The organism is Pseudomonas sp. JS425, assembly GCF_018223845.1.
Taxonomy (GTDB): Bacteria; Pseudomonadota; Gammaproteobacteria; order Pseudomonadales; family Pseudomonadaceae; genus Aquipseudomonas; species Aquipseudomonas asiatica.
In genome coordinates this window covers 4735592-4762041 of the sequence record NZ_CP073661.1, presented here as the reverse complement: position 1 = coordinate 4762041, position 26450 = coordinate 4735592, and the positions used below count along the sequence as shown (strand labels likewise).

Here is a 26450-nt window from a genome sequence, read left to right as displayed (position 1 = left end):
CATGGTCGGGGGTTTTTGTTTGTGGGCTCTTCAGATGAAGGTCTTGCCAGAAGGCCCGGCTCGCGGATACCAGTGCATTGAACGCTGCCTGGGCTCAGGCCCAGATATCACCGATGGTAAAGCCTTCGGGGAACGGGTCGTCGTGGTCGAGCACGAAGGTGTTCAGGCCGTAGATCCAGCTTTTGCCGGTGATGGTTGGTACCACGGCCTCGTTGCCGCCGATGCTGGTTTCATTGATCAGGCGGCCGGTGTAGATGTTGCCGAGCAGGCCCTGATGGCGGAAGTCCTGGTGCAATGGCAGCTCGCCCTTGGCGTGCAGGGTGGCCATCTTCGCCGAGGTGCCGGTACCGCACGGGGAGCGGTCCAGCGCCCCGGTCCAGGTGGCCGGGTCGTCCCACGAGAACTCGCCGCAGGTCATGGTCACCGCGTTCTTCCAGTCGGCGTTGGGGTCTTCGCTGGGGCCGGATAGCTGCGAGATGGTAATGCCGATGCCCGGGTAGTCGGGGTGTGCCACCGGCAGTTGCTCGATAGCCGCCTGGCGGATCATCGACGATACCCGGGCGATTTCGGCGCCGTGCTGCGGGATCAGTTGCAGGCCTTTGAACTGGCGCACATCGGCGATCACATAGAACATGCCGCCCCAGCCCACGTCCACGCGCACCTTGCCCAGGTGCGGTACGTCGATTTCGGTATCCAAGTGTGCGGCGAACGCCGGTACGTTCTGGAAGGTGACGGCCTTGACCTTGCCGCCCTCGCATCGGGCCTTGATGCGGATCAGCCCGGCCGGGGCCTCCAGCACCAGCTCGGTGAGCGGCTCCTGCATCGGCAGCATGCCCATCTCCAAAAGCACGGTGGCCACCGAGATGGTATTGCTGCCGGACATCACCGGGTACTCGATCTGCTCCATGATGATGTAGCCGGCGTCGGCCTTGGGGTGGCTTGGCGGGACGATGATGTTGCAGCAGTGCGCCGGATAGCCGCGCGGTTCACGCAGCATCAGCTTGCGCAACTGATCGTCGTTGGTTTCGAGCCATTTCATCTTGGCGTGTACGCTGTCACCGGGGATGTGCGGTACACCGCCTGTGATGACGCGCATGGGGATGCCGGCGTGGGTGTCGACGGCGTGGATGGTTCGTTTGAATGACATATGGGCGGCCCTGTTCTGATCGGATTGAGGCGGGGTCTGGAGCGCAGGATAAAAGCGGTAGGGCGGGGCTGTAAGTCGAATAATTCCGATCGGGTGACCGGTTTTTTGAATGGCATTTGCGCAGGCCTGTGCCGGCCCTTTCGCGGGCAAGCCCGCTCCCACACGGGCGCACAGGCCTGAGACAACCCGCCACCTTGACTCCCGGGCCGGCAATTTGTTTGTGCTGGCATTTAAGTTACAATCGGAAAAACGATTCAGCCTTGTCGGTCAATTCGACAAAAGGCCGAGTCGTTTTCTGGTTCTCTGGCTGCTGAACAATGATCAACAACAAGCCTGCGCTGCAGAACATGCTTTACCTGGGCCAGCCACAGGCCCGCCCTCTGTTCTCCTGACTGGAATCGATCAATGTTCAAGAAAGCTGGCAAGACCTTGCTGGGTCTGGCTGTCGCTGCAAGCGTCATGCAAGCGCACGCCGCAGAAACCAAGAAAGTAGATGTGCTGCTGGTCGGCGGCGGCATCATGAGCTCGACCCTGGCCGTGTGGCTGCACGAGCTGGAGCCAAGCTGGTCGATGGAAATGGTCGAACGCCTGGATGGCGTGGCCGAAGAAAGCTCCAACGGCTGGAACAACGCCGGTACCGGCCACTCCGCGCTGGCCGAGCTGAACTACACCCCGGAAGACAAGGACGGCAACGTCAACATCGCCAAGGCCATCGAAATCAACGAGGCCTTCCAGATCTCCCGCCAGTTCTGGTCGTGGCAGGTCCGCCAGGGCGTGCTGAAGAACCCGCACTCGTTCATCAACACCACGCCGCACATGAGCTTCGTGTGGGGCGATGACAACATCAAGTTCCTGAAGAAGCGTTACGACGCGCTGCAGGCCAGCCCGCTGTTCCGCCCGATGCAGTACTCCGAGGACCACGCGCAGATCGCCAAGTGGGTCCCGCTGATGATGGAAGGCCGCGACCCGAACCAGAAGCTGGCCGTGACCTGGACGCCAATCGGCACCGACGTCAACTTCGGCGAGATCACCCGCCAGTTCGTCGGCCACCTGAAAACCCAGGAAAACTTCGACCTGAAGCTGTCCAGCGAAGTGCAGGACATCACCCGCAACAAGGACGGCTCGTGGCACGTTGAGTACAAGAACCTGAAGGACGGTAGCGAATCGGCTACCGACGCCAAGTTCCTGTTCATCGGTGCTGGTGGCGGCGCGCTGAAGCTGCTGCAGAAGTCGGGCATTCCTGAAGCCAAGGAGTACGCAGGCTTCCCGGTAGGCGGCTCGTTCCTGGTGACCGAGAACCCGACCGTGGCCATGCAGCACATGGCCAAGGCCTACGGCATCGCCTCCACCGGTGCGCCACCCATGTCGGTTCCGCACCTGGACACCCGCGTGCTGGATGGCAAGCGCGTGATCCTGTTCGGCCCATTCGCCACCTTCTCGACCAAGTTCCTGAAGAACGGCTCGTACCTGGACCTGCTGAGCAGCACCACCACCCACAACGTGTGGCCGATGACCAAGGTCGGCATCGAGCAGTACCCGCTGGTGGAATACCTCGCTGGCCAGCTGATGCTGTCTGACGACGACCGCTTCGAAGCCCTGCGTACCTACTTCCCGAACGCCAAGAAGGAAGACTGGCGCCTGTGGCAGGCCGGCCAGCGCGTGCAGATCATCAAGCGTGATGCCGAGAAGGGCGGCGTGCTGAAGCTGGGCACCGAAGTGGTCGCTTCCGAAGACCGCACCATCGCCGGCCTGCTGGGTGCATCGCCAGGTGCTTCGACTGCGGCCCCGATCATGCTAAACGTGCTGGAAACCGTGTTCAAGGAGAAGGTCGCTACCCCAGAGTGGCAGGCCAAGATCAAGCAGATCGTGCCAAGCTACGGCACCAAGCTGAACGACTCGGCGGCAGCCACCCAGAAAGAGTGGAACTACACCGCTGAAGTGCTGCAGCTGGAGAAACCACCGGTAATCGACGAGAGCGTCGGCACTACGGTTGCACCTAGCCAGCCGGTTGAAAGCAAGCCTGAGAATGACATGGCACTGTAAACGGCCATTGTTGTGACAGAAGCCACGGGGGAGACCTCGTGGCTTTTTTGTTGCCTGTTCCGGCCCTTTCGCGGGTAAACCCGCTCCCACAGGGACCGCGCTGGCCACAGGCTTGGCGCTAGCCTTGTGGGAGCGGGTTTACCCGCGAAGAGGCCAGCTCAGGAAACCACTGATCGGAAATTCAGCTCAGCCCCAATAAAAACATATTTTGATGCTTAAATTAATCTTGTCAGTCGATCCCCCTCCCGGAGGGTGCCGTCATGAACATCAAGATTGCCGCCTTACTGCTGCTCGCCCTGTGCGCCCAGCCGGCATGGAGCCAAAGCTACTCCTACTCCAGCGAAACCCCCGCCGCCAAACCCGCCGAATCTGCTGCAATGACCACGCGCATGGCCCTGCGCGACCTTTGGGTCGAGCACATCTTCTGGGTGCGCAACTATGCCGTGGCCAATCAAGCCGGCAATGCCAAAGAGGCCGAAGTCGCTGCCAAGGAAGTGGTCACCGACGCTACCAGGATCGCCAACAGCATTGCCCCGCTGTACGGCCAGCTCGCCGCCGATCAGTTGCTGAAGCTGCTGGCCGGCCACTGGGGCGCCATAAAGCACTACAGCGACGCCACCGTGGCCAAGGACAAAAAAGGCCAGCAAGCCGCGGTCAACGAGCTGACCAGCAATGCCAAGGCCATCGCCGCGTTTCTGGCCAAGGCCAACCCGAACCTGCCCGAGCCGACCCTGCTGACGCTGCTCAGCGCCCACGGCGGGCACCACGTGGCCCAGATCGACCAGTTGGCGGCCGCTGACTACGTAGGCGAGGCGCGCACCTGGGCGATGATGCGCGAGCATATCCTGACCCTGTCCGACGCCCTGGCTGCGGCGTTGGTCAAACAGTTCCCGGACAAATTCTGATGCTCGAAGGCCTGGGCCGTACCCAACAGGACCTGCTCCATGCGTTGCTGCTCCAGCCGGCCGGCATGAGCATCGACGACCTGGCGCAGGCCCTGGCAATCACCCGCACGGCGGTGCGCCAGCACCTGGCAGCGCTGGAGCGCGACGGCCTGGTCAAGCGTGGCGCTACCCGGCCCACCGGGCGCCGCCCGGAGCAGTTGCACGAGCTGACCGAACAGGCCCGCGAATTGTTCCCGCGGCAGTACCCGTTGCTGGCCAACCTGCTGATTGCGGAAGTGGCCGGCTTGCTGGGGCAGGAGGCGTTGCTGGCGCTGATGCGCCAGCTGGGGCGCAAGCTGGCGGCGGACCTGGAGCATCAAGTCGTGGATGAAGCACGCATCGTCGAGCACATGAACAATGCCGGGTACGAGGCGCAGGTGTTCTTCCGCTCGGGGGGCGAGCCGCAGATCGTTGCGCACAATTGCGTGTTCCATCACCTGGCCAAGGCGCACCCGGTGGTGTGCGAGCTGGACCTGGCGCTGATCGGGGCCTTGGGTGGGGCCGAGGTGAGCCATGAGGAGTGCATGCTCAGGGGAGGGCAGGTATGCCGGTTTGCCCTGGGCAAGAAAGAAGATTGATTTTGCCTGTTCTGGCCCTTTCGCGGGTAAACCCGCTCCCACAGAGATCGCACAGGTCTTGAAGACAGTGATTACCCTGTAGGAGCGGGTTTACCCGCGAAGAGGCCGGCACAGGAAAATCACTGCTGCCGCAGAATGCAGTCCAGCAGCCCGGGAAACCGCTCCCCCAGCATCTCGCTACGCAACGAATTCATATGGGTAGTCCCCACATTGCGGGTATGCACCAACCCCGCATCACGCAGCACGCGAAAATGGTGGGACATGCTCGACTTCGGCCGGCCACCGTCCAGCTCGCCGCAGCTGGCTTCGGCCACGCCCGCCAGGTGGCGCACGATACCCAGGCGCACCGGGTCGCTCAGGGCATAGAGCAGGCGTTCCAGGGTGAGGTCTTCAGAATTGGGATGTTGATAGGCTCGCATGGTCGTCATGATAACGGGGCTATCATTAATTGCCATAGTTCGATTATGATCGAACTATCGTAATCAGATAGCCCGGGAGCTTGCCCATGTCCGCTTTGTTCGAACCGTATACCCTCAAGGACGTCACCCTGCGCAACCGCATTGCCATTCCACCGATGTGCCAATACATGGCCGAGGACGGCATGATCAACGACTGGCACCACGTGCACCTGGCCGGCCTGGCCCGTGGCGGTGCGGGCTTGCTGGTGGTCGAGGCCACTGCCGTGGCACCGGAAGGGCGCATCACCCCCGGTTGCGCCGGCATCTGGAGCGATGCCCACGCCCAGGCTTTCGTGCCGGTGGTGCAGGCAATCAAGGCCGCCGGTTCCGTGCCAGGTATCCAGATTGCCCACGCCGGGCGCAAGGCCAGCGCCAACCGCCCGTGGGAAGGTGACGACCACATTGCCGCCGACGACGCCCGCGGCTGGGAAACCATTGCCCCGTCCGCCATCGCCTTCAGCGCGCACCTGCCACGAGTGCCGCGCGAGATGACCCTGGACGACATTGCCCGGGTCAAACAGGACTTCGTCGATGCCGCCCGCCGTGCGCGCGATGCCGGTTTCGAGTGGATCGAACTGCACTTTGCCCATGGTTACCTGGGCCAGAGTTTCTTCTCCGAGCACTCCAACAAGCGTACCGACGCCTACGGTGGCAGCTTCGACAACCGCAGCCGCTTCCTGCTGGAAACTTTGGCAGCGGTGCGTGAGGTATGGCCAGAGAACCTGCCCCTGACCGCGCGTTTTGGTGTGCTGGAGTACGACGGCCGGGATGAGCAGACGCTGGAAGAGTCGATCGAACTGGCGCGCCGTTTCAAGGCTGGCGGCCTCGACCTGCTGAGCGTGAGTGTCGGCTTCACCATTCCCGACACCAATATCCCGTGGGGCCCGGCGTTCATGGGGCCGATTGCCGAGCGCGTGCGTCGTGAGGCGAAGCTGCCGGTAACCTCGGCGTGGGGTTTTGGTACGCCGAAACTGGCGGAAGCAGCGCTGCAAGCCAATCAGCTGGACCTGGTATCGGTAGGGCGTGCGCACCTGGCAGACCCGCACTGGGCTTACTTTGCGGCCAAGGAGTTGGGGGTGGAAAAAGCCTCCTGGACCTTGCCTGCACCGTATGCGCACTGGCTCGAGCGTTATCGCTGAGGCATAAAGGGGGCTGCTTTGCAGCCCATTCGCGGGTAAACCCGCTCCCACAGGATCTCCACTGCCCTCAAGGCCTGCGCGATCCCTGTGGGAGCGGGTTCACCCGCGAAGAGGCCAGCACAGGCTAAAACCGGTCCAACCGGTAAGCCGCCATATCAGCCCCACTCTCCCTGTCAGCCAACCGCCCCACCCATTCCGCTGTCACCGCCGCCTGGGTCAAACCCAGGTGCTGATGCCCGAACGCCAACAAAACCCGCCCATCACATACCCGGTCGATCACCGGTAACGAATCTGGCAATGAAGGCCGGAAGCCCATCCAGGGCGTCGCTCCCTCAACACTCAGGTCCCTCCTGAACAACCCTTTGCTCAACCGGTGCAACTGCCAAGCCCGCTGCATGCTCGGCGGCGCGTCCAGCCCGGCGAACTCCACCGTGCCGGCCAGGCGCAGGCCTTCGGCCATGGGCGTCATGATGAACTTGCGCTCCAGCGATGTGACTGCAAACGGCAAACGCTGATGCTCGCCAGGCAACATCAGGTGGTAGCCGCGCTCGGTGTCCAGCGGCACCTGCTTGCCGGTCAGTGTGGCGGTCAACCGCGTGGAATGCGCACCACAACTGATCAGCACCTGGCGGGCATCGAGCGTGCCCTGATCGCTGGCCAGCCTGACCCCGCCGCTGTGCAGCCGCCCGCCATCGACCTGCGCCTGGACAAAGCGCACGCCACTGGCCTTGGCCGCTTCGAACAATTCGCACACCACCCGGTAGGGGTCGATGAAGTGCCCGGTACGTGGGAAGAACAGCCCACCCTGCAACGACGGGCTCAGTTGCGGCGCCGCCTCGCGCACGGTGTCGGCCGACCAGAAGTCCACCGCCACCGCCTGCTGTTGCATGCGTGCGCGCAAGGCCTCCAGGGCCTGGCGCGACTCCGGCCGCTCGAACACCAGCAGCGAGCCATCTTCCTGAAACAGTTCGCCGCGCCCGATCGAGCCCAGCAGCCGCTGCCAGGCACCCAGGCTGCCTTCGTTCAACGAGCGGATGCCGGCCACGCTGCGCTGGAACGGGCCAGGGCGCAGGTTGAGCAGCAGGCGGGTGAACCACGGCATGGCCTTGGGCAGGTACTTCCAGTCCAGGCGCAACGGGCCCATCGGGTCCAGCAACATGCGCGGCAGGCGTTTGAGAATCGACAGGTCGGCAATCGGGAATACCTGCTCGGTGGCCAGGTGCCCGGCGTTGCCGTAGGACGCGCCTCGACCGGGTGCCTGGCGGTCGACCAGGGTTACCCGGCGGCCTTGGCGGGCCAGTTGCAGGGCACAGGCGACGCCGACAATGCCGGCGCCGACCACGGCGATATCGGTTTCAGCGGTTTCGACCATGCTCAGCCTTCCCGTTTACCGTCGAGCAGGCGCCGAAGCTGCAGCGGGTTGCCGTGTTTCAGTGCCTGCGGCAGCAGGGCATCGGGGAAGTCCTGGTAGCACACCGGGCGCAGGAAGCGCAGGATCGCCGCCGTGCCCACCGAAGTGGTGCGGGCATCGGAGGTGGCCGGGAACGGCCCGCCGTGGACCATCGCGTCGCATACCTCTACACCGGTCGGCCAGCCATTGACCAGGATGCGGCCAGCCTTGCGCTCAAGGGTCGGCAGCAGAATGCGGGCGTTGTCGATGTCGGCATCGTCCAGTTGCAGGGTGGCGGTCAGTTGGCCTTCCAGATGCTCGGCCACCTGGCGCACTTGCTCATCGTTGGCGCAGGCCACCACCAGCGACGCCGCGCCGAAGACTTCGGCCTGCAACGCCGGGTCGGCGAGGAACGCTTCGGCCTGGGTCACGAACAGCTGCGCCTGGCACTGGTTGGGGCCTTGCCCGGCCTGGCCACTGGCGGCGGCCTGGGCATTGGCGTTTGCGGCCAGGGCGCCGACACCGGCCTGGTAGGCACTGAAAATGCCTGGGGTAAGCATGGTCTGCGCCGCAGCCTGGCGCACGTGTTCGCTGGCGGCGTCGATGAAACGCTGCAACGCCGGCCCTTGACGGGCAATCACCAGGCCGGGGTTGGTGCAGAACTGGCCGGCACCCTGGGTCAGCGAGGCGACGAAGCCTTGTGCCAGTGCCTCGGCGCGGGTCTGCAGGGCGGTGTCGAACAGGAACACCGGGTTGATCGAGCTCATTTCGGCGTACACCGGGATCGGCTCGGGGCGGGCCTGGGCCGCCTGGCACAGCGCAATGCCACCGCTGCGCGAGCCGGTAAAGCCAACGGCCTTGATGCGCGGGTCGCTGACCAGCGCAATGCCCACTTCACGACCGGAGCCGTACAACAGAGAAAACACACCGGCCGGCAAGCCGCATTGCTTCACGGCCTTTGCCACTGCCTGGCCGACCAGCTCGCTGGTGCCCGGGTGGGCGCCGTGGGCCTTGACCACCACCGGGCAACCGGCGGCCAGGGCCGAGGCGGTGTCGCCACCGGCCACCGAGAAGGCCAATGGGAAATTGCTGGCGCCGAATACCGCCACTGGCCCCAGGGCCACCTGGCGCTGGCGCAGGTCGGCACGCGGCAGGGGCTGGCGCTCAGGCAGAGCATTGTCGACCCGCACGTCCAGCCATTCGCCAGCCCGCACCACACGTGCGAAGGTGCGCAACTGGGTGCAGGTGCGGCCACGTTCGCCCTGGATGCGCGCCTTTGGCAGGCCGCTTTCGGCCACGGCGCGATCGATCAGGGCATCACCCAGCGCTTCGATCTGCGTGGCGATGGTTTCGAGGAATTGTGCCCGTTGCTCGAGCGAGGTTTCGCGGTAGGCATCGAACGCCGCCCAGGCCAGGGCGCAGGCCTGGGCCACGTGTTCGCCGGTGCCGCCGAGGTAGGCCGGTTCCAGTGTCTGGCCGGTGGCCGGGTCGATGCCACGGATGGCTTCGCGGCTGCCGGTTACCGGCGTCTGGCCGATCAGCAGGTTGCCTGTGAGGGTCATGGAGCCTCCTTTGGAATCAATATCAAGAGAGAGCGCGGCCTTTGTAGGAGCGGGTTTACCCGCGAAGCAGGCGACTCGGTGCCTGGCACCGGCTTCGCCGGTGTTCGCGGGTGAACCCGCTCCCACAGGGGCTGCGGCTCGGCCTGGAATCAGGTGATCAGGCCAGGTTCTGCTCAGCCGACCAGCTGGCGTACCAGCTGCGGAACAGCGCGTACTGCTGCTCGGCATAGTTGCGCTGGGCGTCGGTCAGCACGTCGGTCTCGTTGAAGTGCAGGCTGTATTCGCTGTCACCGTTCAGCACCATCAGGTGCTTGTAGTAGAGCACCAGGTCGCAGCCTTCATCGAACGACGACAGCACCGCCAGCGCCGCCTCCAGTTCACGCGCCAGGCGGCGGGCCTTGGCATCACCTTTGGCCGCCTGCTTGCTCAGGCTCACCAGGTGCAGCACCTCACGCGGCAGGGCGTTGCCGATGCCGGTGATGGCACCGGTGGCGTTGCAGTTGACGAAACCATGTACCACCTGGGTGTCGACGCCGACCATCAGGGTCACGTCGTCATCCTTGGAGGTGATGTGCTCGGCGGCGTAGCGCAGGTCGGCGCCACCGCCGAACTCCTTGAAGCCGATCAGGTTGGGGAACTCGCTGCGCAGTTCGAAGAACAGGTCGGCGCGGGTGGCGAAGCCATAGTAGGGGCTGTTGTAGATCACCGCCGGCAGCTTCGGTGCGGCTGCCAGGATGGCCGAGAAGTGGTGCTTCTGGGCAATCAGCGAGGCACCGCGGCTGAGCACGCGAGGGATGACCATGAGGCCGGCGGCACCAACCTTGGCCGCGTGGGCGGCGTGAGATACTGCTTCACGGGTGTTCACCGCGCCGGTACCGACGATGGTCGGGATGCCGGCGGCCACCAGGCGCGCCACGCCTTCCTGGCGCTCTGCTTCGGTCAGCAGCGGCCAGTCGCCCATCGAGCCGCAGTACACCACGGCGCTCATACCGGCCTCGATCAGTTCGCGGCCCTTGCGTACCAAGGCGTCGAAGTCCGGCTTGCGCTCGGCGGTGCAGGGGGTCATCAGGGCGGGCATGGTGCCGGTGAAGATGTTGTTGGTCATTGTTGTCACTCCTCGCGATATTCGTTTTTTTGGAAATAGCCGGGGTCAGATGCCCCAGGCGAACGGGTCCTGTTCGTCGATCAGCAGGGTGCTGTCGGCGGTCATGTAGGCGCGGCCGGTGATGAACGGGCGAATGCGTTCGCCGTCGCGCTCGTAGCGGCCCTGGAACTGGCTGCCGGTGATACTGGCCTGTACCCAGGTCTGGCCTTCGTCGAGCTTGCCGTCGGCTGCCAGGCAGGCCAGCTTGGCGCTGGTGCCCGTGCCGCAGGGCGAGCGGTCGTAGGCCTTGCCGGGGCACATCACGAAGTTGCGGCTGTCGGCGTTGGCGTCGTCGGCGAACAGTTCGACGTGGTCGATGGGGGCACCGTTTTCACCGGTGATGCCCTGGGCTTCGAGGGCCTTGAGCATCGCCCAGGTGTATTCGGTCAGCGCCTCGCGGTTGCCCAGCTCGATGCGCTGGCCGTGTTCGGAGACGAGGAAAAACCAGTTGCCACCCCAGGCGATGTCGCCGCGCGCCGGACCATGGCCGGGCACGTCCACCAGCACTTGCTGGCGGTAGCGGTAGGACGGCACGTTGCCGACGGTTATGGCGCCGTCTTCATGCAGGGTGGCGCTGACCTGGCCGACCGGGGTATCGATCTTGTGCACGCCCGGTGCGATCAGGCCCAGGTGCTGCAGCGAGGCGACCAGGCCGATGGTGCCGTGCCCGCACATGTTCAGGTAGCCAGCGTTGTTGAAGAAGATCACCCCGCACGTGGCGTCGGCCGATACCGGTGGGCAGTACAGCGCACCGACCAGCACATCGTTGCCACGTGGTTCCAGCAGGCAGGCGCGGCGCCACTGGTCGTGCAGCTCTCGCAGTTCATCGCGCTGCTCGGCCATGCTGCGGCCATGCAGTTGCGGGAAGCCTTTCATCACCAGGCGGGTTGGTTCCCCGCCGGTGTGCGAGTCGATGACGTGAACGTGTTTCATGGGCATATCCATTCGAGAGTGGGTCAGGAGGCGACGGCGGCAGGGCGCTGGCCTGGGTAGCTTTCGGAGGAGGCTTCGCTTTCATCCTCGCCCTCAAGGCGCACCAGGTGGGCAGGCACGCCGGTGGCCGCGCCCCAGTAGTAGATGCCCAGCGCACAAGCGGCCACGACCACGGTGTCGAACGGGTGGCCGAGTACTCCCAGGCCGCCGAAGCTGCCCAGCCACGACAGCAGGATGGTCACCGCGTAGAAGCCGATCAGCCACGCCGACGAGCGCACTTGCTGGGCCAGCGACAGGTGCTGGGTCGGCACGAAGCGGCCGCACAGCAGGTACAGCACGAACATCACGATCTGCAGGGCCAGCAGCCACGACACGGTCTTCCAGCCCGACCAGTACACGATCAGCGCGGCGATGATGAATGACAGCGGGCCGAGCACGCCCATGCCCTTGACCCGGAACGGGCGCGGCATGTCAGGGGCGTTGCGGCGCAGGGCGGCGACGGTGAGCGGGGCCACGGCGTAGCTCAGTACCAGGGCGGCGGAAACCACGTTGATCAGCGCTTCCCAGGACGGGAACGGCAGGGTCCAGAACACCGACAGGCCAAAGGTCAGCCACAGCGCCGGGCGCGGGATGCCGGACTCGGCGTCGATACGGGTGAAGTACTTGAAGAAGGTGCCGGTCTGCGCCCAGCCATAGACCACGCGCGGGGTGGCGTTCATGTAGATGTTGCCGCAGCCGCTGGGCGAGATCACCGCGTCGGCCACCACCAGATAGGCCAGCCAGCCCACACCCAAAGCCAGGGCAATGTCGCGGTAGGGCAGGGCCAGTTCCTTGGTCACTGCGGCCCAGCCGTTGCTCAGCATTTCGGTCGGCACGCTGCCGAGGAAGGCCAGTTGCAGCAGGGCGTAGATCGCGGTGGACAGCAGTACCGAGAGGATCAGCGCGATGGGGATGGTGCGTTGCGGGTTCTTCACCTCGCTGGCCACCGAAATGATCGGCGTCAGGCCCAGGTAGGCGAAGATGATGCCACCGGCCGATACCGCCATTTCAACGCCGGACAGACCGAACGGGGCAAAGCCTTGAACCTCGAAGTTTTCCGGTTTGAAGAAGGTGAACAGCACGCCGATCACCAGCAGCGGCACGATGAACTTGAACACACTGACCAGGTTGTTGGCCTTGGCGAAGGTTTTCACGCTGCGGTAGTTGAGGAAGAAGAACAGCCCCAGCAGGGCGAACTGTACCAGCCAGCCGAGCACGGTCGGGTCGCTGGAGCCGGCCTTGGTCAGCCCGGGGAACCAGGCGGCGGCGTATTGACGCGAAGCGACCACTTCGATGGCGATCAGGCTGGAAAAGGCGATCAGGGTGATAAAGCCCATCAAGTAGCCCAGCAGCGGGCCGTGGGAGTACACCGGGTAGCGCACCACGCCCCCGGCACGCGGCAGGGCAGCGCCCAGTTCGCAATAGACGATGCCCAGCAACAGTACGGCGAAGCCGCCAAGGAACCAGGACAGGATGCCGGCCGGGCCGGCGATGGCCGAGACGTGGCTGGCGGCGAACAGCCAGCCGGAGCCGAAGATGGCACCTAGGCCGATGAAGGTGAGGTCCAGCAATGACAACTGTTTTTTGAATTTGCCTGACATGGGTTCGCCTTTTTGTTGGTTATTGGATAGGCAGGTCTGATGTCACGAGATGCGGCTTTTTGGGCCGCGCTCTTGTAGGACTTGGGGCGGCTTGCGTGGGGCATAGAGTGGACCGATCGGGGCGGCGGTTCTTGATGGTTTTCTGCAGGGGGGATGACGAAATCAGCACAGTTGCGAAAAAGCAGTGGTAGGAGGGAAGGGTGGGGGATAGGCTGTAAGCCTTAACGCATAAGGGTTGTAGACATTTACTTGCTGTGCCGGCCCTCTTCGCGGATAAACCCGCTCCTACAGGTATCTCCGCAGCTTCGAGGGCTGCGCAGTACCTGTAGGAGCGGGTTTACCCGCGAAGAGGCCGGCACAGCAAACCGAGAGAGAGCAGATGACCGACACTTCCCTGGCAACCCTGTACCAGTCCCTCGACCAGCACCGCCCCACCAACCTCGAGGCCCTGCTCGCCGGTGTGTCCCTGCTGCTGCCGATCCTCGACGCCATCCCCAACGCCGCGATCTTCATCAAGGACCCGGCCGCCCGCTATGTGCTGGCCAACAACACCCTGGTCCAGCGCTGTGGCCTCAAGCGCCTGCAACCGCTGCTTGGCAAGACCAGCGCCGAAGTGTTCCCGGCACAGCTGGGCCCCGGCTACACCGAGCAGGACCGTCGCGTTCTCAAGGAGGGTTTGGTGCTGGAAGACCAACTGGAGCTGCATCTTTACGGCAGCCGCGAGCCTGGCTGGTGCCTGACCCACAAGCGCCCGCTGTACAACCGTGCCGGCGAGATCATTGGCCTGGTCGGCATCTCGGTCGACTTGCAATCAGCCGCCGACAGCCATCCCGCCTACCAGCGCCTGGCAGCGGTGGACGAGCATATCCGGCGGCATTTCCACCAGCCGATCAGCATGGGCGAGCTGACCCGTATCGCCGGCATTTCCGTGGCCCAGCTGGAGCGCTACTGCAAGCGGGTGTTCCACCTCACGCCACGGCAGATGATCCACAAGGCACGCCTGGAGCACGCCCACCGTTTGCTGCATTCGGAACTGCCGATCACTGAAGTGGCGATGTGCTGCGGCTATACCGACCACAGCGCCTTCAGCCGCCAGTTCAAGCAACTGACCGGCTTCACCCCGCGCCAGTACCGTCAGGCAACAAGCGCTCAGTTGGCCTGAAACAGCACCCGCGCCTCATCGAAGCACTGCTCGGCAATTGCCGAACGCGGTTCGCTGCGGCGCAGCAGCAGGCCGACCGGGCTGTGGATGGCGGCGTCGGCCACCGGCAGGATGCGCAGGTGCTCGCTCAGGTCTTCCAGCCCGCAGTTCAGAGGCATGACCGCGCAGCACATGCCGGTGTTGATGGCCTGGATCAGCTGGAAGCTCGAGTCGCTTTCCAGTACCGCATTCGGCTCCAGTCCACGGCTGCGGAAGCTCAGGTCCAGCGACTGGCGGTAGTGCATGCCCTTGCTCAGCAGGCCCAGCGGAATGTCGCCCAGCTCGTCCCAGCGCAGGGTGTCGCTGGTGAACTGGAAGTGCCGGGTATCGTGCAGCAGGCCCATGGTGGTGGTGCCAAGTTCGATCACTTCAAAGAAGCTGGTGTTGACCTGGTCCAGGTAGCAGATGCCCAGGTCGAGCTGGTTGCGGCTGAGTCCGTCGATCACCTGTTCCGAGCTGAGCGAGCTGATCTGGAAGTGCAGTTCGGGGTATTTTTCACGCAGCGGCAGCAGCAGGTGCATGGGGTTGAAGCTGGCCAGCGGCACCGTGCCCAGGCGCAGGCTGCCGACCACCTGGCCGCGGCAACTGGCGGCTTCGGCCTGCAAGCCATCGTGCGCGGCGAGCAGGGTACGGGCCCAGGCCAGGATTCGCTCGCCCGCTTCGGTGAAACCTTCGAAGCGCTGGCCGCGCTTGACCAGTACCAGGTCCAGCTCGTCCTCCAGGTTGCGCAGGCGCATGGACAGCGTCGGCTGGGTGATATGGCACAGCGCCGCCGCCTGGCCGAAGTGGCGGGTCTGGTCGAGGGCGATGAGGAATTTGAGCTGCTTGATGTCCATGGAGGTGCCTGGTATCGGGTTATGCAGACCTTAACCCACGTCTGCGATAGATGTCATTGATGAGTCGGTACGCCATATCGATTGGACGCCCCTGGGCCATGCCTCTAGCGTGGCGGCAATGCCACTCGAGGAGCCCCACCGTGCGCGTCCAACCCGATGCGGTCTTCGTACCGCTCAACATCGCCGTGCTGACAGTCAGCGATACCCGTACCTACGACAACGACACTTCCGGTGAGCTGCTGGCCAGCCGCTCGGTGGAGATCGGCCACCGCCTGGTGGCGCGGGCGTTGCTCAAGGACGACCTTTACAAGATCCGCGCCCAGGTCGCCACCTGGATTGCCGACGAACAGGTGCAGGTGGTGCTGATCACCGGCGGTACCGGTTTTACCGGGCGTGACAGCACGCCGGAAGCGGTCGAGTGCCTGCTGGACAAGCGCATCGATGGCTTTGGCGAACTGTTCCGGGCCCTGTCGATTCTCGATATCGGCACCTCGACCGTGCAGAGCCGGGCGCTGGCCGGGCTGTCCAACCGCACGTTGGTGTGCTGCCTGCCGGGCTCCACCGGGGCCTGCCGTACGGCGTGGGAGGGCATCCTGGCGGAGCAGCTGGATGCGCGGCACCGGCCGTGCAACTTCGTCAAGCACCTGAAACCGATCGAGGCCTGTGCAAGCCGGGGCTGAGTTTTTTCCTGTACCGGCCTCTTCGCGGGTAAACCCGCTCCCACAGGTATCGCGCAGGGTTCGAAACCTGTGGGGCCCTGTAGGAGCGGGTTTACCCGCGAAAGGGCCGGCACAGGCCACTGCATTCAATCAGCTCAATACATGGTCCACCGGCAACAACGCCGGCGGTAGCTGTTGTTCCCCCAACCCCGCCAGCACATCGCGCTCCACGGTCCGCACCATGGCATCGGTCGGCAGATCGTTCTCATCGCGCCCGAACGGGTCTTCCAGTTCGTTGCCAATCGCATCCAGCCCGAAGAACGTGTACCCCACGATGGTGGTGAACAGCGGCGCCAGCCAGCCCAGCGGCTCGGCCAGGGCAAACGGTAGCAACAGGCAGAAGATGTAGATGGTGCGGTGCAGCAGCAGCGTGTAGGGGAACGGCAACGGCGTGCCCTTGATCCGCTCGCAGGTAGCCTGCACTTCGGTCAGCCCCACCAGCCGCTGCTCCAGCAGGCTGTAGCGCCAGTCACTGATCTGCTGCTGTGTTGCCAGCCGCGAGCAGTGCCCGCCGATTTCGCGCAGGATGGCGTCGCACACGTTGTGCGGGCTGATTGCATCGGGCCGGGCCAGCCAGGGCCGGGCGGCGGCCAGTTCGTCCTCGCTGCGCAGCCGAGCATTCAGCGCATGGGCAAAGCCGCACAGGCTGCGCAACAGTTCGGCACGCAGGGTTTCGTCGGTAATCACCAGGCTTTCGCGCACGAACGAACGGGTTTCGATGATCAGCTTGCCCCAGGCCTTGCGCCCCTCCCACCAGCGGTCATAGCAGGCGTTGTTGCGAAAACTCATGAAAATCGACAGTGACAGGCCCAGCAAGGTGAACGGGGTGGCGCTGACCGGGTAGAAAAACGCCGGGAAATGCCGCTCGACCAACACGATCAGCGCGGCCAGCAGGGTGATCGTCAGGCAACGCAGGGCGATGCGCTTGACGATCGAACCCTTGAGGGTGAACAGCACACGCAGCACATCGGGGGTGGGGTGGACGATCATGGAAATCCAGAGACGGCTGCCTAGCCGCCGGTCATGTTCATGAAACGCAGGATCTGCACGTCGCCACCGACTTCGAAATGATGGCGGTAGGGCTTGAGGTGCAAGGAATCACGAATGGCCTTTTCCAGGCGTTCGGGGTTGCCGGGGTGGGCGCGCAGAACCTGCTTCAAGTCCACCGAGTGTTCATTGCCCAGGCACAGCAGCAGGCGGCCTTCGACGGTGAGTCGCACGCGGTTGCAGGTGGCGCAGAAGTTGTGGCTGTGTGGCGAAATGAAGCCGACCCGAGTATTGGCGGCTTCGGCCAGGCGCCAGTAGCGGGCGGGGCCCTGGGACGACTCGGTCGATTCGACCAATGTGAACTGCTCGGCCAGCAGCGCACGTACTTCGTCACTGGAGCAGAACGACTCGCCGCGTTCATGTTCGCTGATCACGCCCAAGGGCATTTCTTCGATGAAGGTGATGTCCAGTTCGCGGTCGATGGCAAAGCGCACCAGGTCGACCAGTTCGTGGTCGTTGCGGCCTTTGAGGACTACGCAGTTGAGCTTGGTGCGCTTGAAACCGGCCTGGCGGGCGGCGTCGATGCCGGCGATCACCTGGTGCAGGTCGCCGGTGCGGGTCAGTTGCTTGAAGCGCTCGGCGTCCAGGCTGTCGAGGCTGATGTTCAGGCGCGTGACACCTGCGTCGAGCAGCGGCTGGGCCAGGCGCCCGAGTTGCGAGCCGTTGCTGGTCAGGCACAACTCGCGCAGGCCGGGCAGGGCGGCGATGCGCCCGCACAGGTCGACGATGCCCTGGCGCACCAGCGGCTCGCCGCCGGTCAGGCGGATCTTGCGGGTGCCAAGGGCGACGAAGCGCTCGGCCACCTGGAGCAGTTCCTCAAGGCTGAGGATTTGCTGGCGCGGCAGGAACTGCATGTCTTCGGCCATGCAGTACACGCAACGGAAGTCGCAGCGGTCGGTGACCGACATCCGCAGGTAGTCGATTTTCCGGTTGAAGCCGTCGATCAGGGCCCGGCTGTTCTGTTCCACGTTCGCGCTCGAATGGGTAGGGACTCAATCCAAGCTATAACTTGGGCGCAGGGCCGTCAAATTGCTTTGTCCGACCGATTGATCGATGGTCTCTATCATGGCTGCAGGTCACGTATTTCAAAGTGTTGACCGCGTCGCCCAATTCGCGGGTAAACCCGCTCCCACAGGTAAAGCGCAGGGCTCGAAACCTGTGGGGGCCCTGTGGGAGCGGGTTCACCCGCGAAGGCCGTGGCGCGGTTCCAGCCCATGATCGAAACCGCCTATCACCCCGTAAGATCTTTCGATTGGACGGCTCTACCCCACGCTCCATAGGCTGAAAAAAAGCATCGAAGCGTGAGGATTCACCGCATGAGCCAGGACCAACATATCAGGGACTACAAAGGCGCCGCCGCCGGCTGGGGGGCGCTCAAGAGCGTGACCAAGAGCTGGCTGGGCAGCGACAATGCCTTCAAGAACCTGCGGGCCATGCTCAAGACCAACCAGAACGGCGGCTTCGACTGCCCCGGCTGCGCCTGGGGCGAGTCGCCGGAAAACGACATGGTCAAGTTCTGCGAGAACGGCGCCAAGGCGGTCAACTGGGAAGCCACCGGCCGCTCGGTGGACCCGGCATTCTTCGCCAGGTACAGCGTCAGTGCGCTGGCCGAGCAGACCGACTACTGGCTGGAGTACCAGGGCCGCCTGACCCACCCGATGCGCTACGACGCGGCCACCGACCACTATGTCGAAACCAGCTGGGAAGAAGCCTTTGCGCTGGTTGCGCAACACTTGCGCGCACTCGAATCGCCCGACCAGGCCGAGTTCTACACCTCGGGCCGGGCCAGCAACGAGGCGGCGTTCCTCTACCAGCTGTTCGTCCGCGCCTACGGCACCAACAACTTCCCCGACTGCTCGAACATGTGCCATGAAGCCAGCGGCGTGGGCATGTCGGAAACCCTCGGCGTGGGCAAGGGCACCGTGGTGTTCCACGACCTGGAACTGGCCGATGCCATCTTCGTCATCGGCCAGAACCCCGGCACCAACCACCCGCGCATGCTCGAACCGCTGCGTGAAGCGGTGAAGCGTGGTGCCCAGGTGGTCTGCTTCAACCCGCTCAAGGAGCGCGGCCTGGAGCGCTTCCAGCACCCCCAGCACCCGTTCGAGATGCTCAGCAATGGCTCCGAACCAACCAATACGGCCTACTTCCGCCCGGCCTTGGGCGGTGACATGGCAGTGATGCGTGGCATTGCCAAGTACCTGCTGCAGTGGGAACGCGAAGCCCAGGCCAATGGCGAACCGGCGGTGTTCGACCATGCCTTCATCGCCGAGCACACCAGTGGCATCGACGCATACCTGGAAACCGTGGATGCCACGCCCTGGGCGCACATCGTCGAGCAATCGGGCCTGACCCAGGCCGAGATCGAACTGGCCGCGCGCATGTACCGCAAGGCCGAACGGGTAATCATGTGCTGGGCCATGGGCGTCACCCAGCATCGCCACTCGGTGCCGACCGTTCAGGAAATCGTCAACCTGCAGCTGCTGCGCGGCAACGTCGGCAAGCCCGGTGCCGGCCTGTCACCGGTGCGCGGTCACAGCAACGTGCAGGGCGACCGCACCATGGGCATCGACGAGAAGCCCGGGGCGGCCCTGCTCGATGCCATCGAAAAACGCTTCCGGTTCCGCGTGCCGCGTGCCCACGGGCATAACGCCGTGCTGGCTATCAAGGCCATGGAAGAGGGACGGGCCAAGGTGTTCATCGGCCTGGGTGGCAACTTTGCCCAAGCCACGCCGGATACGCCGCGCACTCATGCGGCCATGCGCAATTGCGCGCTGACCGTGCAGATTTCCACCAAGCTCAACCGCTCGCACCTGGTCACCGGCCGCGATGCGTTGATCCTGCCGTGCCTGGGCCGTACCGAAATCGACATGCAGGCCAGCGGGCCGCAAGGCGTGACCGTGGAGGACACCTTCAGCATGGTACACATCTCCCACGGCCAGCTGCGCCCGCGCTCGCCGCACCTGCGCTCGGAGCCGTGGATCATCGCCGGCATGGCCCAGGCGACCCTGGGCAAGCAGCCGATCGACTGGGAATACGCAGTTGCCGACTATGGCCGTATCCGCAGCATGATTGCCGATGTGATCCCCGGCTTTGCCGATTTCAACGAGCGCCTGCAGCACCCGGGCGGCTTCCACCTGGGCAACAATGCCGCCGACCGTACCTGGCGCACGGCCACAGGCAAGGCGCGCTTCAGCCCGCACCAGCTGCCGGAGCAACTGGTGAATGCCAAGGTGCTGGCGCGCGGTGACAAGCCCGACCTGATCCTGCAGACCCTGCGCTCGCACGACCAGTACAACACCACCCTGTATGGCCTGGACGACCGTTATCGCGGGGTGTTTGGCCTGCGTGAAGTGGTGTTCGTCAACGAGGTGGACATCCGCCGGATGGGCTTCGAGCCGGGCGAGCATGTGGACCTGGTGTCGCTGTGGGAGGATGGCGTGGAGCGGCGGGTCTCGGGCTTTCGCCTGGTGGCTTATGACGTGCCCGAGGGGCAGGCGGCGGCCTATTACCCGGAGACCAACCCGCTGGTGCCGCTGGAAAGCTATGGCGAGGGGACCTATACCCCGACCTCGAAGTTCGTGGCGATCAAGGTCGAGAAAGCCAAGGCGGGGAACCGGATTGCGGCGGTGCTTGCCGCGGATTGATCGGTTGCCTGTGCTGGCCTCTTCGCGGGCTTGCCCGCTCCCACAGGGACCCCACAGTTTTCAGCACCTGTGGTACTCCTGTGGGAGCGGGCAAGCCCGCGAAGAATCCAGCACCGATCAGGAACGATGCACCGGGTAGGCCGTGGTGTACTTCATCTGCTCCATGGCAAAACTGGAAGTGATGTTCGACAGCCCATCAGTACTGGTGATCAGCTTTTTATAAAACCGGTCATACGCCGCAATATCCCCCACCACCACCCGCAGCATGTAATCCCAGTCCCCCGACATGCGGTAGAACTCCATCACTTCCTCGAACCCGGTCACGGTCGCGGCAAACTGCTCCAGCCAGGCGCTGTCGTGGCGCTGGGTCTTGAGCTGGACGAACACCGTCAGCCCCAGCCCCAGCCGTTCCGGGTCGAGCAGGGCGACACGGCCGACAATGTAGCCGTCTTCTTCCAGGCGCCTGACCCGCTTCCAGCACGGCGTGGTGGAGAGGTTGACGGCCTCGGCCAGGTCCTTGAGCGAGATCGAGGCGTCGCGCTGAAGCAGGGTGAGAATGTGCTGGTCGAAGCTGTCCATATCGCGCGTGGGCCGTGGAGAAAAATATTTCACAGATTACCCCAAGGCTAGAAGATTTGGGTTGTGCGATAGTTGCAGCTTTCACTCTGCCAATGGGCCTGACCATGTCCGACAAGCCGCGCAATTTCGCCACCCGTACCATTCACGCCGGTGAGCAGTTCAGCGTCGCCGATAACGCTATTTTCCCGGCGATCGTCACCGCCAGCTCGTTCACCAAGCGCAGCCTGGACGACAAGCCGGAATACTCCTACAGCCGCGTCGGCAACCCCACCCGGCATGCCTATGAAACCTGTGTCGCCGCCCTGGAAGAGGGCGTTGGCGCGGTCGCCTGCGCCTCGGGTGTGAACGCCACCGCCACCGTGCTGGAGTTGCTGCCCAAGGATGCCCACGTGGTGGTGATGAACGGCGTGTACGGCGGCACCTTCCGCATCATGGAAGACTACCGCAGCCGCACCTCGGGCCTGACCACCACCTACGTCGACCTCAACGACCTCGAGGCGGTGGCCGCCGCCATCAAGCCGGAAACCCAGCTGATCTGGATCGAATCGCCGACCAACCCGTTGCTGCACCTGGTCGACATCAAGGCGGTGTGCGACCTGGCCAAGGCACGGGGCATCCTCACTTGCATCGACAACACCTTCTGCTCGCCGTGGAACCAGCGCCCGATCACCCTGGGCGTGGACCTGGTGATGCACTCGGCCAGCAAGTACATCGGCGGCCACTCCGACCTCACCGGTGGCGTGGTGGTAGCTGCCAACGATGCGCTGTTGGCGCGCCTGCGCCGCATCAGCATGGCGATTGGCGCGGTGCAGGGGCCGTTCGACTGCTACCTGGCCCTGCGCGGTCTGAAGACCCTGGATGTGCGCATGGAGCGCCAGTGTGCCAATGCCCTGCAGGTGGCACGCTTCCTCGAAAGCCACGCGCAGATCGATCAGGTGTATTACCCGGGGCTGGAAAGCCACCCGCAACATGAGTTGTGCAAACGGCAGATGCGCAGTGGCGGGGCGGTAGTGGCGATGAAGGTCAGGGGCGACCGGGCTGCGCTAAACCGCCTGGTGGAGGCGCTGCAGATCTTCGTGCTGGCCGACTCGCTGGGCGGGGTGGAAAGCATGATCAACCACTCCTGGAGCATGTCGCACTGCTCGCTGAGCCCGGAGCAGAAGGGCGTGATGGGCATCAGCGAAAACCTGCTGCGGTTGTCGGTGGGGATCGAGGATTACCGGGACCTGGTCGAGGACCTGGATGGGGCATTGAAGGCTGCGGCTGCTATGTGAGGGCTGCTGGCCTCTTCGCGGGTGAACCCGCTCCCACAGGTATTGCGCTGCCTTCAGGTTTGGCGCTGTACTTGTAGGAGCGGGCAAGCCCGCGAAGAGGCCGGTGGATTCAATGAATTCCTGTCAGGATTTGGGCGGATGAATGATCCGTTCGATCTTGTCCTTGATCAGCAAGCGCTCCTTGCGCAGGCGGTTGACGGTTTCGTCGTTAGTGCCGTTGCCTTCGGCAGCGACCACCTCTTTGTCTTTTGCGTTGTATTCCTTGTGCAGTGAGTGCAGCGTCTGGTCCTTGTCCATGAGCGCCTGGAATGCATCAGCGGTAACGTGCAGGTCAGCGAGCAGATCATGCGGAACTGGCATTTCTTCACCTCTGTCGGGGGTTGGCGGATGGTTCTGACCTTTGAGGATAGTCGTCTTTGCGCAGGTAGGGGACTGGGGTAGGCTGTCGCATCTCCCCGTGACCCGGAACCTGCGCCATGCCTCACCTGAACCTCGAATACAGCGACAACCTGAGTGAGCTGAATGTCGACGTCCTGCTGCTGCGCCTGAACCATGCCCTGGTCGGCAGTGGCCAGTTCGCCGACGAGGCCGATATCAAAAGCCGCGCCGAAGCCTTCAAGCACTATCGGGTGGGCACCGCGCCCGGCGAGCGTGCCTTTGCCCATGTGCGCCTGGCCATCCTCAGCGGGCGCTCGCCCGAGGTGAAGACGCAACTGTCCACCAGCCTGCTCGACGTGTTGCGTGACGCCATCCCCGGGCAACCCGGGCTTGATATCCAGCTGTGCGTGGAAGTGCTGGACATCGAGCGCGAGCCGTATGCCAAGGCACGCCTGCGAGGCTGAACAAGCGCTGAATGAACTTCTTTTAATGTAGAAAAGGCGCCTGCTCACGAATTTGTTGGCGTCTTTTTCACAAAATATTGATGGCACGCTTTCTAGAGTTCAGCCAAGTTTCCCCGGTGCCGCGCAGGCCCTCGGGCTGATAATCACTCTTGATTGCGAACACTGATGCTCAACTTCAAATCCCTGCGGACTGAATGGGTCACGCTGCTGGCCAGCCTTTACCTGCTGATAGGCTTCAATGTCTTCCTCTGGCAGCATCTCGAACAGGTCGTGCCGCCCGGTTTGCCGGGGCTTTGGCTGAGCCTGGCGTTTGCCGTGCTGATGCTGTTCGCGTTCAACCTGATCCTTACGTTGTTCGCCTTCCGTTATGTATTGAAGCCAATACTTATCGTGTTGTTCATGAGTGGCGCGGGTGTGGCTTACTTCATGAACCAGTACGGCGTACTCATTGACGCGGGCATGTTCCGCAATATTGCGGAAACCAACGTGGCGGAAGTGCGTGACCTGCTTTCGTTGAAGTTTGCCTTGTATATCCTGGGCCTCGGTGTAGTGCCTTCGCTGCTGTTGTGGAAGGCGCCGATCGCCTATCGCGCCTGGCACCGTGAACTGCTCGGCAAGCTGGTGGTTGGCGGCGCCTGCGTGGTGGCCCTGGGCTCGGTGGCACTGGTCAACTACCAGGGCCTTTCGTCGCTGTTTCGCAACCACCACGAACTGCGCCTGATGCTCACCCCCAGCAATATCGTGGGTGCCTCCATCGGTTATGTCAGCGAGCGCGTCGGTACCGCATCACGGCCCTTCCAGCATTACGGCGAAGATGCCAAGCGTGACGCTGCCTGGCAAAAGCATGAACGCAAGTCGCTGACTGTGCTGGTGGTGGGTGAAAGTGCGCGGGCAGATCACTTCGGCGTGCTCGGCTACAACCGCGATACCACACCGAACCTTGCCAGGGAGCAGGGCCTGCTGGCGTTCTCCGATGTTCACTCCTGCGGCACGGAAACCGCCGTTTCGGTACCGTGCATGTTCTCTGGCATGAAGCGCAAGGACTACGATGCCCGCGTGGCGAAGAACCGCGAAGGGTTGCTGGACATCCTCCAGCGGACCGGCCTGGCGGTGCAGTGGCGTGACAATCAATCGGGCTGCAAGGGTACCTGCGACCGCGTGCAGTTCATCGATGTCAGCAAACTCCAGGACCCGCAGTTGTGCGCTGATGGTGAATGCCATGACCAGATCCTGCTGCAGGGCCTGGGTGAGCTGATCGACAACCTCGACAAGGACACCGTGCTGGTGCTGCACCAGATGGGCAGCCACGGGCCTGAATACTTCAAGCGCTACCCCGGCGCCGACCAGCGCTTTGCCCCGGTGTGCCAGAGCAACGCGCTGGACCAGTGCAGCGAACAGGAAATCGTCAACGGCTACGACAACACCCTGGCCTATACCGACAAGGTGCTGGCCTCGCTGATCGATACCCTGCGCAGCAAGCAGGACAAGGTCGACACGGCGATGATCTACCTGTCCGACCATGGCGAGTCGCTGGGTGAGTACAACCTGTTCCTGCACGGCACGCCTTACGCCATCGCCCCCGAGCAGCAGAAGCATGTGCCGTTGCTGACCTGGTTCTCCGACAGCTACAAGGAGGACTTCGGCGTCGACACCGATTGCCTGGCCAAGCTCAGCGATGCGCCGCTGTCGCAGGACAACCTGTTCCACTCGATGCTCGGCCTGTTGCAGGTGCGTACCGAGGTCTACCAGCAATCGCTGGACATGTTCGCCAGCTGCCGGCCGTGGCTGGCGGCCAAGCGCTGAGTCTGACTGCACCGTTTATCCATTCCAGGGATGGCGCAGGTTTCACCAGCAGTGCCCGCGCCGTATATACTGCGCGCCAATGTTAGTGGGAGAGCCTCGTGGCCATCGAAATACACTGGATCCGTGACGACCAGAGCCTGGCCGAACACTGCCGCGACTGGCATCAGCTGCCCTTTGTCGCCGTCGACACCGAATTCATGCGGGTCGACACCTTCTACCCGAAAGCCGGGCTTATCCAGATCGGCGATGGCCAGCGTGCCTTCCTGATCGACCCGTTGCTGATCGGCAACTGGCAACCCCTGGCCGAACTGCTGGATGACAGCGGTGTGGTCAAGGTGCTGCACGCCTGCAGCGAAGACCTCGAAGTGCTGCTGCGCCTGACCGGCAAGCTGCCACAGCCGCTGTTCGACACCCAACTGGCGGCCGGTTATCTGAACCTGGGGTTCTCCATGGGTTATTCGCGCCTGGTGCAGGATGTGCTGGGTATTGACCTGCCCAAGGGCGAAACCCGCTCCGACTGGCTGCAGCGCCCGCTCTCGGAAACCCAGGTCAGCTATGCCGCCGAGGATGCCGTGCACTTGGCCGAGCTGTTCACCGTGTTGCGCCCGCGCCTGAGTGACGACAAGTACGCCTGGGTGCTGGAGGACGGCGCCGAGCTGGTGGCTGCATTGCGCCGCGAAGTCGAGCCCGAAAGCCTGTACCGCGACGTCAAGCTGGCCTGGAAGCTGGCCCCCCAGCAACTGGCAGTGCTGCGTGAGCTGTGTGCCTGGCGCGAGCGTGAAGCGCGCAACCGCGACGTACCGCGCAATCGCATCCTCAAGGAGCACTCGCTGTGGCCGATGGCCAAGAGCCAGCCGAGCAACCTGTCGGCGCTGGCCAAGATCGACGAGATGCATCCGCGCACCATTCGTCAGGACGGTGAGTTCCTCATCCAGCTGATCAAGCGTGCCGCCAGCCTGCCAGCCGAGCAATGGCCACAGGCCTTGCCCGAGCCTTTGCCGATCGAGGCCGCAGGTATCCTCAAGCAGCTGCGTGCCATCGGCCAGGCCGAAGGTGAGCGCCTGGGCATTGCCCCCGAGCTGATGCTGCGCAAAAAAGCCCTGGAAGCGCTGCTCAAGAGCGGCTACCCCAATGGCCCCTATCAATTGCCCGATTCGCTGCGCGGCTGGCGCCGTGAGCGCATGGGCCAGGCCCTGCTGGACAGCCTCGCAGGCGCCGGAGAGACCCGATGAAACGCATTTGCTCTATCTACAAGAGCCCCCGCAAGAACGAAATGTACCTGTACGTGCTCAAGGCCGACGGCCTGGAGCGCGTGCCCGAAGGCCTGCTGCCGTTCTTCGGCACCCCCGTGCACGCCTTCGACCTGGTGCTTACCCCCGAGCGCAAGCTGGCCCGCGAGGATATCGCCAAGGTGCTGGAAAACCTCGACAACCAGGGTTACCACCTGCAGATGCCGCCGCCGGAAGACGACTACATCGAGCACCTGCCCGAAGAGTTGCTGCGCCGTAACGACCCTGCCTGATC

General features: G+C 63.8%; 24 protein-coding genes. 12 read left to right on the top strand and 12 right to left on the bottom strand.

The window, feature by feature from the left end:
• Positions 1-94: 94 nt before the first annotated feature.
• Positions 95-1147, bottom strand: a complete 1053-nt coding sequence (locus KDB76_RS21970; protein WP_013973788.1) for a proline racemase family protein — start codon at positions 1145-1147, stop codon at positions 95-97.
• A gap of 405 nt (positions 1148-1552) precedes the next feature.
• On the opposite strand from KDB76_RS21970, the gene mqo reads away from it, so the two are divergent.
• The 3 genes from mqo (at position 1553) to KDB76_RS21955 (ending at position 4712) form a co-directional block, all read left to right on the top strand.
• Positions 1553-3190: a malate dehydrogenase (quinone) gene (gene mqo, locus KDB76_RS21965; protein WP_013973787.1), complete on the top strand. Its 1638-nt coding sequence runs from the start codon at positions 1553-1555 to the stop codon at positions 3188-3190.
• A gap of 260 nt (positions 3191-3450) precedes the next feature.
• A complete protein-coding gene (locus KDB76_RS21960) occupies positions 3451-4095 on the top strand; it encodes a hypothetical protein (protein WP_038410098.1) in 645 nt (214 codons plus the stop codon).
• On the top strand, positions 4095-4712 hold the full coding sequence (locus tag KDB76_RS21955; protein ID WP_013973785.1) for a MarR family transcriptional regulator: 618 nt from the start codon (positions 4095-4097) through the stop codon (positions 4710-4712). The genes KDB76_RS21960 and KDB76_RS21955 overlap by 1 nt, the downstream gene beginning before the upstream one ends.
• Positions 4713-4831: 119 nt before the next feature.
• On the opposite strand, the gene KDB76_RS21950 is transcribed toward KDB76_RS21955, so the two are convergent.
• The gene (locus KDB76_RS21950) at positions 4832-5167 is read right to left on the bottom strand and encodes a helix-turn-helix domain-containing protein (protein WP_003259528.1); all 336 of its coding nucleotides are present in this window, start codon (positions 5165-5167) and stop codon (positions 4832-4834) included.
• A 50-nt stretch (positions 5168-5217) separates the two neighbouring features.
• On the opposite strand from KDB76_RS21950, the gene xenA reads away from it, so the two are divergent.
• On the top strand, positions 5218-6309 hold the full coding sequence (gene xenA, locus KDB76_RS21945; protein ID WP_038410097.1) for a xenobiotic reductase XenA: 1092 nt from the start codon (positions 5218-5220) through the stop codon (positions 6307-6309).
• A 124-nt stretch (positions 6310-6433) separates the two neighbouring features.
• Here the strand turns inward: xenA and KDB76_RS21940 are convergent, their stop codons facing one another.
• The 5 genes from KDB76_RS21940 to KDB76_RS21920 form a co-directional block, all read right to left on the bottom strand.
• Positions 6434-7681, bottom strand: coding sequence for an FAD-dependent oxidoreductase (locus tag KDB76_RS21940; RefSeq protein WP_024087582.1), 1248 nt, complete (start codon positions 7679-7681; stop codon positions 6434-6436).
• Positions 7682-7683: 2 nt separating this feature from the next.
• Positions 7684-9261 carry an aldehyde dehydrogenase (NADP(+)) gene (locus KDB76_RS21935; protein WP_024087581.1) on the bottom strand — a complete coding sequence of 526 codons (1578 nt, stop codon included), beginning with the start codon at positions 9259-9261 and terminating at the stop codon, positions 7684-7686.
• Between the two features lie 157 nt (positions 9262-9418).
• Positions 9419-10366: a dihydrodipicolinate synthase family protein gene (locus KDB76_RS21930; protein ID WP_013973780.1), complete on the bottom strand. Its 948-nt coding sequence runs from the start codon at positions 10364-10366 to the stop codon at positions 9419-9421.
• A 45-nt stretch (positions 10367-10411) separates the two neighbouring features.
• Complete coding sequence (locus tag KDB76_RS21925; RefSeq protein ID WP_038410096.1) at positions 10412-11338, bottom strand: 4-hydroxyproline epimerase; 927 nt, start codon at positions 11336-11338, stop codon at positions 10412-10414.
• 23 nt (positions 11339-11361) lie between these two features.
• Positions 11362-12978 (bottom strand): APC family permease, encoded by a 1617-nt coding sequence (locus KDB76_RS21920; protein ID WP_038410095.1) that lies wholly within the window; start codon positions 12976-12978, stop codon positions 11362-11364.
• 379 nt (positions 12979-13357) lie between these two features.
• Here KDB76_RS21920 and KDB76_RS21915 point away from each other — a divergent pair, with 379 nt between their 5' ends.
• Entirely contained in the window at positions 13358-14140 is a 783-nt protein-coding gene (locus KDB76_RS21915) for an AraC family transcriptional regulator (RefSeq protein WP_038410094.1), read from the top strand.
• On the opposite strand, the gene KDB76_RS21910 is transcribed toward KDB76_RS21915, so the two are convergent.
• A complete protein-coding gene (locus KDB76_RS21910) occupies positions 14128-15015 on the bottom strand; it encodes a LysR family transcriptional regulator (RefSeq protein WP_038410093.1) in 888 nt (295 codons plus the stop codon). The genes KDB76_RS21915 and KDB76_RS21910 overlap by 13 nt on opposite strands.
• A 140-nt stretch (positions 15016-15155) precedes the next feature.
• Between KDB76_RS21910 and moaB the strand changes: the two genes are divergently transcribed.
• Positions 15156-15695, top strand: a complete 540-nt coding sequence (gene moaB, locus KDB76_RS21905; RefSeq protein ID WP_003259533.1) for a molybdenum cofactor biosynthesis protein B — start codon at positions 15156-15158, stop codon at positions 15693-15695.
• A 129-nt stretch (positions 15696-15824) separates the two neighbouring features.
• Here moaB and KDB76_RS21900 read toward each other — a convergent pair whose 3' ends face one another.
• Both KDB76_RS21900 and moaA read right to left on the bottom strand, forming a co-directional pair.
• Complete coding sequence (locus KDB76_RS21900) at positions 15825-16724, bottom strand: bestrophin family protein (RefSeq protein ID WP_013973775.1); 900 nt, start codon at positions 16722-16724, stop codon at positions 15825-15827.
• Positions 16725-16744: 20 nt separating this feature from the next.
• Positions 16745-17749 carry a GTP 3',8-cyclase MoaA gene (gene moaA, locus KDB76_RS21895; RefSeq protein WP_038410092.1) on the bottom strand — a complete coding sequence of 335 codons (1005 nt, stop codon included), beginning with the start codon at positions 17747-17749 and terminating at the stop codon, positions 16745-16747.
• Positions 17750-18097: 348 nt separating this feature from the next.
• Here moaA and KDB76_RS21890 point away from each other — a divergent pair, with 348 nt between their 5' ends.
• On the top strand, positions 18098-20428 hold the full coding sequence (locus tag KDB76_RS21890) for an FdhF/YdeP family oxidoreductase (RefSeq protein WP_038410091.1): 2331 nt from the start codon (positions 18098-18100) through the stop codon (positions 20426-20428).
• A 117-nt stretch (positions 20429-20545) separates the two neighbouring features.
• On the opposite strand, the gene KDB76_RS21885 is transcribed toward KDB76_RS21890, so the two are convergent.
• Positions 20546-21007, bottom strand: a complete 462-nt coding sequence (locus KDB76_RS21885; protein ID WP_038410090.1) for an Lrp/AsnC family transcriptional regulator — start codon at positions 21005-21007, stop codon at positions 20546-20548.
• Between the two features lie 92 nt (positions 21008-21099).
• On the opposite strand from KDB76_RS21885, the gene KDB76_RS21880 reads away from it, so the two are divergent.
• A complete protein-coding gene (locus KDB76_RS21880; protein ID WP_038410089.1) occupies positions 21100-22281 on the top strand; it encodes an aminotransferase class I/II-fold pyridoxal phosphate-dependent enzyme in 1182 nt (393 codons plus the stop codon).
• 123 nt (positions 22282-22404) lie between these two features.
• Here KDB76_RS21880 and KDB76_RS21875 read toward each other — a convergent pair whose 3' ends face one another.
• Positions 22405-22641, bottom strand: a complete 237-nt coding sequence (locus tag KDB76_RS21875) for a YdcH family protein (protein ID WP_003259536.1) — start codon at positions 22639-22641, stop codon at positions 22405-22407.
• Between the two features lie 116 nt (positions 22642-22757).
• Between KDB76_RS21875 and KDB76_RS21870 the strand changes: the two genes are divergently transcribed.
• The 4 genes from KDB76_RS21870 (at position 22758) to KDB76_RS21855 (ending at position 26448) form a co-directional block, all read left to right on the top strand.
• Positions 22758-23123: a 5-carboxymethyl-2-hydroxymuconate Delta-isomerase gene (locus tag KDB76_RS21870; protein ID WP_013973770.1), complete on the top strand. Its 366-nt coding sequence runs from the start codon at positions 22758-22760 to the stop codon at positions 23121-23123.
• A gap of 165 nt (positions 23124-23288) precedes the next feature.
• Complete coding sequence (locus KDB76_RS21865; protein ID WP_013973769.1) at positions 23289-24926, top strand: phosphoethanolamine--lipid A transferase; 1638 nt, start codon at positions 23289-23291, stop codon at positions 24924-24926.
• A gap of 98 nt (positions 24927-25024) precedes the next feature.
• Positions 25025-26158, top strand: a complete 1134-nt coding sequence (gene rnd / locus KDB76_RS21860; RefSeq protein ID WP_013973768.1) for a ribonuclease D — start codon at positions 25025-25027, stop codon at positions 26156-26158.
• Positions 26155-26448, top strand: coding sequence for a YcgL domain-containing protein (locus KDB76_RS21855; protein WP_015271354.1), 294 nt, complete (start codon positions 26155-26157; stop codon positions 26446-26448). The genes rnd and KDB76_RS21855 overlap by 4 nt, the downstream gene beginning before the upstream one ends.
• Positions 26449-26450: the final 2 nt, after the last annotated feature.

Excerpts from the sequence above, each read along its gene's own strand:
- KDB76_RS21970 (WP_013973788.1), bottom strand. The coding sequence starts at position 1,147 with ATGTCATTCAAACGAACCATCCACGCCGTCGACACCCACGCCGGCATC.
- mqo (WP_013973787.1), top strand. The coding sequence starts at position 1,553 with ATGTTCAAGAAAGCTGGCAAGACCTTGCTGGGTCTGGCTGTCGCTGCA.
- KDB76_RS21960 (WP_038410098.1), top strand. The coding sequence starts at position 3,451 with ATGAACATCAAGATTGCCGCCTTACTGCTGCTCGCCCTGTGCGCCCAG.
- KDB76_RS21955 (WP_013973785.1), top strand. The coding sequence starts at position 4,095 with ATGCTCGAAGGCCTGGGCCGTACCCAACAGGACCTGCTCCATGCGTTG.
- KDB76_RS21950 (WP_003259528.1), bottom strand. The coding sequence starts at position 5,167 with ATGGCAATTAATGATAGCCCCGTTATCATGACGACCATGCGAGCCTAT.
- xenA (WP_038410097.1), top strand. The coding sequence starts at position 5,218 with ATGTCCGCTTTGTTCGAACCGTATACCCTCAAGGACGTCACCCTGCGC.
- KDB76_RS21940 (WP_024087582.1), bottom strand. The coding sequence starts at position 7,681 with ATGGTCGAAACCGCTGAAACCGATATCGCCGTGGTCGGCGCCGGCATT.
- KDB76_RS21935 (WP_024087581.1), bottom strand. The coding sequence starts at position 9,261 with ATGACCCTCACAGGCAACCTGCTGATCGGCCAGACGCCGGTAACCGGC.
- KDB76_RS21930 (WP_013973780.1), bottom strand. The coding sequence starts at position 10,366 with ATGACCAACAACATCTTCACCGGCACCATGCCCGCCCTGATGACCCCC.
- KDB76_RS21925 (WP_038410096.1), bottom strand. The coding sequence starts at position 11,338 with ATGAAACACGTTCACGTCATCGACTCGCACACCGGCGGGGAACCAACC.
- KDB76_RS21920 (WP_038410095.1), bottom strand. The coding sequence starts at position 12,978 with ATGTCAGGCAAATTCAAAAAACAGTTGTCATTGCTGGACCTCACCTTC.
- KDB76_RS21915 (WP_038410094.1), top strand. The coding sequence starts at position 13,358 with ATGACCGACACTTCCCTGGCAACCCTGTACCAGTCCCTCGACCAGCAC.
- KDB76_RS21910 (WP_038410093.1), bottom strand. The coding sequence starts at position 15,015 with ATGGACATCAAGCAGCTCAAATTCCTCATCGCCCTCGACCAGACCCGC.
- KDB76_RS21900 (WP_013973775.1), bottom strand. The coding sequence starts at position 16,724 with ATGATCGTCCACCCCACCCCCGATGTGCTGCGTGTGCTGTTCACCCTC.
- KDB76_RS21890 (WP_038410091.1), top strand. The coding sequence starts at position 18,098 with ATGAGCCAGGACCAACATATCAGGGACTACAAAGGCGCCGCCGCCGGC.
- KDB76_RS21885 (WP_038410090.1), bottom strand. The coding sequence starts at position 21,007 with ATGGACAGCTTCGACCAGCACATTCTCACCCTGCTTCAGCGCGACGCC.
- KDB76_RS21880 (WP_038410089.1), top strand. The coding sequence starts at position 21,100 with ATGGGCCTGACCATGTCCGACAAGCCGCGCAATTTCGCCACCCGTACC.
- KDB76_RS21875 (WP_003259536.1), bottom strand. The coding sequence starts at position 22,641 with ATGCCAGTTCCGCATGATCTGCTCGCTGACCTGCACGTTACCGCTGAT.
- KDB76_RS21870 (WP_013973770.1), top strand. The coding sequence starts at position 22,758 with ATGCCTCACCTGAACCTCGAATACAGCGACAACCTGAGTGAGCTGAAT.
- KDB76_RS21865 (WP_013973769.1), top strand. The coding sequence starts at position 23,289 with ATGCTCAACTTCAAATCCCTGCGGACTGAATGGGTCACGCTGCTGGCC.
- KDB76_RS21855 (WP_015271354.1), top strand. The coding sequence starts at position 26,155 with ATGAAACGCATTTGCTCTATCTACAAGAGCCCCCGCAAGAACGAAATG.